Source organism: Curvibacter lanceolatus ATCC 14669, assembly GCF_000381265.1.
Taxonomy (GTDB): domain Bacteria; phylum Pseudomonadota; class Gammaproteobacteria; order Burkholderiales; family Burkholderiaceae_C; genus Curvibacter; species Curvibacter lanceolatus.
In genome coordinates, this window is record NZ_KB906303.1 from 1 (window position 1) to 6131 (window position 6131).

A 6131-nucleotide genomic window follows, 5' to 3' on the forward strand; every position below is an offset into this window, starting at 1 on the left:
GAAAAGGAGCAGCCCACTCACAAAGATCGTGACGCCAATACACGCTCTTGGCTGATGCCTGTGGCATTCCTTTTGGCACCAATCCGTGCGCACATGCGCAACGCTCACCAAGCCCTGGACGAACGCCACCACACCAGTTGAGATCAAGCGATTCAAGCAGCGCAAAACCGTGGCAGAAGGCGTCGAAACCCAGGCCCATTGGGACCAGCTGGCCAGCCTGGGCTGCGACTATGCCCAGGGCTACTTCATTGCCCGGCCCATGCCGCCGGAAGAGTTTCAGGCCTGGCGGGCGCACTTTGACGCGAGCCTGCTCATGGCCACACGGCAGGGCTGAGGGGCTCTTCAACCCGGCGCCATGCCCCAGGCATCCACCATCAGCTTGACCGACACCAGCAGCAGGCCGACCTGCACCAGCCGGAAGAACCAGACATCGGCCAGGCGCCGGGTCAACCAGGCGCCGGCCACTGTGCCGGCCAGGGCAAAGGGCAGCAGGGCCGCCGCGCCCCACAGCGCCTGGGCCGAATAGGGGCGCAGAAACTGGTAAGGCACGATCTTGGCCAGGTTGATGGCCGCAAACAGCAAGGTGGCGGTGCCGGCAAACTTGGCCTTGGGCAGCTTCTGGGGCAGCACATAGACCTGAAACGGCGGCGCCCCAGCATGCGAGATGAAGCTGGTGAAACCCGTGACCGTGCCCCAGAAGCAGCCCTTGAGCCGGTTCACCGGCTGGGGCGCGGCCTCGTTTTGCCGGCGCAGCCAGGCATACAGGCAAAAGCCCAGGCCCATCAAACCGATCAGAAACGTGACCACCCGGTCGGACACCCAGGCCGCCGTGGCCCAGCCCAGCAACACGCCGGCCAGCCCGGCCGGCACCAGGATGCGCAGGTTGGGCGCACTGAAATCGCGCCGGTACAGCCACAGGCCGGCCATGTCGGACACCACATAGATCGGCAGCAAGAGCACGGCCGCCTGCACCGGTGACATCGACAAGGCCATCAAAGGCACGGCCAGCATGCCGATGGCTGGCAACCCCCCTTTGGAGAGGCCCACCAGCAGGGCGGCCAAGGCAGCCACCCACGAAAAATGTTGCAGCAGTTCAGACAATCGACACACCCATGGAGAACAAGCCCGGCAGCAGGCAAGCGCTGGGGCGCGCCATTGTGCCCCGGGCGCCGGCAGGCTGCGGGCGGCTCGGGCCATGAAACCTGCCCAGGCAAGGATATTGCCGGCCGCATCAGCCAGAAATTGGCCACCGAGGCACACTTCCGGCGCTCCAGACGCGCGACGAACGGAACCTTCCGAACGAAGACGGGTCAAGCAGCCTGCCCCATGACACACGCCAACGAACCCCACCGCCTGATCCAGTTGCTGGAGCGCATCGCCCAAGGCGAACGCCCGGCCCTGACCGAACTGCACGACGCCACCGCCAACCGCCTGTATGTGCTGGCCCTGATGTTGGTGGCCACGCCCCCCTGGGCCGAACAGGTGCTGCAGGCCTGCTATGTGCGTGTATGGCAGCAAGCGCGGCACTACCGCCGCACCACAGGCCCGGCCATCGACTGGATGGCCATGCTGCTGCGCCAGTGCGCCCAACACCTGCTGCAAGGCCGGGCCGGCGAACAGGCCCGGCAGGCCCAGGCACTGGACCAGTTGCTGGACGCCCCCCGTGAGCCCGCCCACTCCACAGCCCTTGCCTACAACCCAGCGCCCCCGCCATCAGAAGCCGCAAGCGCCCAGCCCGAGGCCGCCCGCCACGCGCCCCCCAAGCGCCCGCGCCGCCTTCGCCTGAGCCGTCAAACCGCCTGAGGCGGCGCCAGGGGCCTTGGCCTCAAGCGCTCTGTTGCCCTCCTTTCGGATTCTGTTCGCGTTCTTTTCGAGCACTTTCCGCGCGCTCTGAGCCCTCTTTTGCTCCTCTTTTGGCCATCTGAGCACCCCTGCTTGCAATGGCTTGCACTCTTTGCAAGCCTTGTTTGATCCAGGCGGTGCCGCCAGGGACAGGCCTGGGGAAGACGGGGCTATCATGGCCCTTGCCCGGGTGCCCGCACCCGACACGGCCCGTGATGGATGCCTTGCCGCCGCCCTCCTCCCCCCTTCCTCAGCCCCTGTCTGGCGCTGCCATGCAGCCACGCTGCGCCGGGCACGTTCGGGCAAGAGCTGCCGCAGGCGGGGCGCTCAACACGGCCCAATCCCCCTCCCCCCCCCCCCTTTTCACAACCGGTGCCTGACCGGCACCTGATTGCCCCGTGCCCAGTCTTGCCGAACTGCTTGTCCTGACCTCCAGCCTGCTGGCCATCGTGGCCCTGGTGCAGGTGGCCTCCGCCCGCATGGGTGCCCCCGAATCCACCCTGCTGTCGCTGGTGGGCATCACCCTGGGGGCCAGCTATGTGGCCATCGATTCGGTGGCGCCTGAGTTTGCCGCCTTCTTCTTCGCCCCGCTGATCAGCCCCGACTTTCCGGCCGAGGCCTACCTGTGGCTGTTTTTGCCGCCGCTGCTGTTTCAGGTGGCGCTGACGGTGGACGTGCGCAACATGCTGCAAGATGCCGCGCCCATCCTGCTGCTGGCCGTGGTGGCAGTGTTTGTGGCCACCGGGGCCATCGGCCTGGGCCTGGCCCTGGTGGCCCCGCAAAGCCTGGTGGTGTGCCTGCTGCTGGGGGCCATCGTGGCCACCACCGACCCCTCCGCCGTGGTGGGCATCTTCCGCGACGTGGGCGCGCCGGGGCGGCTGATACGCCTGGTGGAGGGCGAAAGCCTGCTCAACGACGCGGCCGCCATTGCCCTGGCCGCCGTGCTGATGAGCATGCTGACCCGCCACGGTGCGTCGGTCAGTTGGGTGGACGGGCTGACCAGCCTCGGTTACTCATTTGGGGGCGGTGTGCTGCTGGGCCTGGTGGTGGGCCGGGCCGTGGCCTTTGTGCTGCCCCTGATGGGCAACATCGCCTCGGCCGAGACGGCGCTGACCATGGCCGTTCCCTACGCCCTGTACCTGCTGGGGGGGGAATGGCTGGATGTGTCGGGCGTGGTGGCCGTGGTGTGTGCCGGCCTGGTCATCAACGGCCTGGCCAAGACCCGGCTGGCGCCCCGCAACTGGGACCACGTGCAGTTGGTGTGGCAGCAGATTGCCGTGCTGGCCGGCGCCATCGTGTTTTTGCTGGCCGCCGTGCGGGTGCCCCACCTGCTGCGCGATGTGGCCTGGCACGACGTGGGCTACCTGATGGCCACCGTGGTGGCCGCCTTTGTGGGGCGGCTGGCCGTGCTGTACCTGATGCTGCCCGCGCTGAGCCGGCTGCGCCTGAGCGCCCCCATCTCGTCGGCCTACAAGCTGGCCATGGCCTGGGGCGGCCTGCGCGGCGCCGTCACCCTGGTGCTGGCCATGGGCGTGGCCGAGAACACCGCCCTGCCGGCGGCCACGCGGCATTTTGTGTCGGTGATCGCCACCGGTTTTGTGCTGTTCAGCCTGCTGGTCAACGGCAGCTCGCTGCGCTGGGTGATCCGCCAGCTGGGGCTGGACAGGCTGTCGACCCAAGACCAGGCCTTGCAGCAGCAGGCCATCAACCTGTCCACCGAAGAGGTGGAGGCCACCGTTCAACGCATTGCCGCCACCTTCCACTTTCAGCCCGAGGCCGCGGCCGAGGTCAACCAGCTGTACCGCCACGGCCTGGCGCTGGGGCAAGCGCCGCTGGCCGCCGATTTGAACGAGCGCGAACGCCTGGCCATCGGCCTGACCACACTGGCCACACGCGAGCGCGACCTGATCCCCGACTATGGCAACGGCATCGTGAGTGTGCGCAACCTCGACGCCATGATGCGCAACACCGGCCACATGATCGACGCTGCCCGCAACGAAGGCCGCCTGGGCTACAACCGCGCCGCCCGCCGCATCCTGGAGCCGCACGCCAGCTACCAGGTGGCCCTGTGGCTGCACCGCCACCTGCACCTGGACCGCCCCCTGGCCGCCGCCCTGGCCGACCGCTTCGAGCTGCTGATCTGCCGCCGCGCCGTGCTGGAGCGCCTGCACCGCTACAACCAGAGCCGCCTCAAACCCCTGCTGGGCGAACGCATGGCCGGCGTGCTCGACACCGTGCTGCAGGCCCGCAGCCAATCGGCCGAGCAGGCCATCCAGGCCCTGCGCGACGCCCACCCCGACTTCACCCAGGCCCTGGAGCGCCGCCTGCTGCTGCTGTTCGCCCTGCGCCAGGGCCGCGCCGCCATGGAAGCCATGGTGGCAGAAAGTGTGATTTCGAAAGAGGTCTACACCTGGGTGGACCAGGAGTTGTGGCGGGCCTGGCAGCTGGGGATTGCAAGGCCGGCCTTGAGGAAACAGCGCGGTGGCGGTGATGGGAAGTGAGACTGAGGGGGAGGCCCGCAGAAAAACTGCCACCGCGCAGGTCACCAATTCTCAAGCGCTTGTTTCAAAATGGGCGCCAACGTCCGATCCCCAACCCACCCTCTGAGTGACCCATGAAAATCACGGTTGAAACCACAGTCACGGCACCGATCGATGCCGTGTGGCACGCCTACACCACAGCTGAGGACATCGTTCAATGGAACGCAGCTTCAGACGACTGGCACACCACCAAGGCAAGCGTTGACCTTCGAGAAGGCGGTGCGTTTTCATCCCGCATGGAAGCCAAAGACGGCAGCTTCGGCTTTGATTTCGCCGGAACCTACACCCGGGTGGTGGTACATCACCTGCTGGAATATTCGTTCGGCGACCGACAGGCCAGCGTCGAGTTCACGGCCACACCCCCAGGCGTCACAGTCAAAGTGGAGTTTGATGGGGAAGACATGCATTCCGTTGAGCAACAGCGAGAGGGATGGCAAGCCATCTTGAACAACTTCAAACGGCATGTGGAGAGCCGAATTTAGGCAAGAGGCGGGGCTGCATCGGTGCCTGAAGTTGTTGGGTTTCGGGTGGTGGCTGGCAGGTGCCGCTGCGGATCCATGCGCGGACTGAATGCAGGCGGCGGCGGAGCTAAGATCCACTCCTGAATGACGACCACAGGCTGGCAGCGGGCTTTCAATGGCCCCCCCTTGGCAGGCAGTTTGGGACCCCAAGCGGTCCATCGCCGTGCCATCGGGATCTACCACCGGCGGTCGTTCAGTTAAAGTGCCCGCCCTCTGGGTGATTTTTGCCCGCACGAACAACCCGCATCCCGAGGGGCACTTGGCTCCCCGCTGACGTCTTTTGAAAACAAAATCTGCTGTCTGCGATGTGTCGGCTGATGCGCTCATGCAACCTGCAGCTCTCGGAGCTGGAAAAACAACATGCTGTTAACCGATATAGCCGTCGAGCACACTTGGGTGTCCAAAAAGGATGGCGTTCGTCAGACTTTCTTGCTGCATCCGTTCACCGATACCCAACGCGATTCACTTGGAAAATTCGAACTCGTTCGCGACGTCAGCCAACCAGGACGCAAAGACGTGAAACGCTCAACCTACGTGACGTTTCAACAATTGGCAGAGTTGTATGCGAAAGGCGTGCTCGAAGAATTCGGGTTTTCCGTTCGCATGTGTCCACGTCAAGGCACGTACCCAGCCAAGCTTCCAGCCAAAAAGATACTGCCCACCAGCATCAAGCCAGGCTCTTCGTTCGACCTGGCGGTTCAAAAGGTGGATATTTCCAAAGAAGCCACGCGCGAATTGAGAACCGCCTTGCTTCGCACCAACGTCAAAATTTAAGCATGACGACGTCGATTGAGATGGGAGTTGCTGTGAACCCCTCCATTGCCCACGCTGAACTCATCGCAACATTCAAGCGGGCCGAGGCGGATGCCGCTCACAAGTTCGGGCTGATCCAGGCGGCTGCCCATAAAGGGCCCAAGGCCATACAAGCCGCCACCGAGACAGCCGCTAAGGCAGCCATGTATTGACCCAGCACTTTCTGCACAGGTCAGGCCGCTAACGCATAAGCCTCAGCGGGGGTCTTCATTTTCAGCGCCTGGTGAGGGCGCCGATGGTTGTACCAACTGATCCAGTCCGCAATCACTCGGCTGGCGTGCTGCAGGGTTTCAAACCTGTGGCGATGAACGCATTGGTCCTTGAGCGTGCGGATCACGCGCTCAACCATGCCATTCTGCTCAGGGCTGTAAGGCGTGATGAACTCCTGCTGCAGGCCGTAGCTTTTGACCAGGGC

At 64.8% G+C, this 6131-nt stretch carries 8 protein-coding genes; 6 read left to right on the plus strand and 2 right to left on the minus strand.

The genetic code is table 11. The features are described from left to right. Nucleotides 1-169 precede the first annotated feature (169 nt). A complete protein-coding gene (locus tag F624_RS36150; RefSeq protein WP_245573782.1) occupies nt 170-334 on the plus strand; it encodes an EAL domain-containing protein in 165 nt (54 codons plus the stop codon). An 8-nt stretch (nt 335-342) separates the two neighbouring features. Here the strand turns inward: F624_RS36150 and F624_RS0131570 are convergent, their stop codons facing one another. After that, nucleotides 343-1101, minus strand: coding sequence for a sulfite exporter TauE/SafE family protein (locus F624_RS0131570; protein WP_019578357.1), 759 nt, complete (start codon nt 1099-1101; stop codon nt 343-345). A 225-nt stretch (nt 1102-1326) separates the two neighbouring features. On the opposite strand from F624_RS0131570, the gene F624_RS33810 reads away from it, so the two are divergent. The 5 genes from F624_RS33810 (at nt 1327) to F624_RS33075 (ending at nt 5868) form a co-directional block, all read left to right on the plus strand. After that, a complete protein-coding gene (locus F624_RS33810) occupies nt 1327-1803 on the plus strand; it encodes a hypothetical protein (protein WP_019578358.1) in 477 nt (158 codons plus the stop codon). Between the two features lie 437 nt (nt 1804-2240). Beyond that, nucleotides 2241-4343 (plus strand): cation:proton antiporter, encoded by a 2103-nt coding sequence (locus F624_RS0131580; protein WP_019578359.1) that lies wholly within the window; start codon nt 2241-2243, stop codon nt 4341-4343. 113 nt (nt 4344-4456) lie between these two features. After that, entirely contained in the window at nt 4457-4864 is a 408-nt protein-coding gene (locus F624_RS0131585; protein WP_031256967.1) for an SRPBCC family protein, read from the plus strand. Between the two features lie 399 nt (nt 4865-5263). Beyond that, nucleotides 5264-5677: a hypothetical protein gene (locus F624_RS0131590; RefSeq protein WP_019578361.1), complete on the plus strand. Its 414-nt coding sequence runs from the start codon at nt 5264-5266 to the stop codon at nt 5675-5677. A 2-nt stretch (nt 5678-5679) separates the two neighbouring features. Further along, a complete protein-coding gene (locus F624_RS33075; protein WP_019578362.1) occupies nt 5680-5868 on the plus strand; it encodes a hypothetical protein in 189 nt (62 codons plus the stop codon). Between the two features lie 20 nt (nt 5869-5888). On the opposite strand, the gene F624_RS0131600 is transcribed toward F624_RS33075, so the two are convergent. Continuing rightward, nucleotides 5889-6131, minus strand: a 243-nt coding sequence (locus F624_RS0131600; RefSeq protein ID WP_019576894.1) for an integrase core domain-containing protein, incomplete at its 5' end; no start/stop codon positions are given.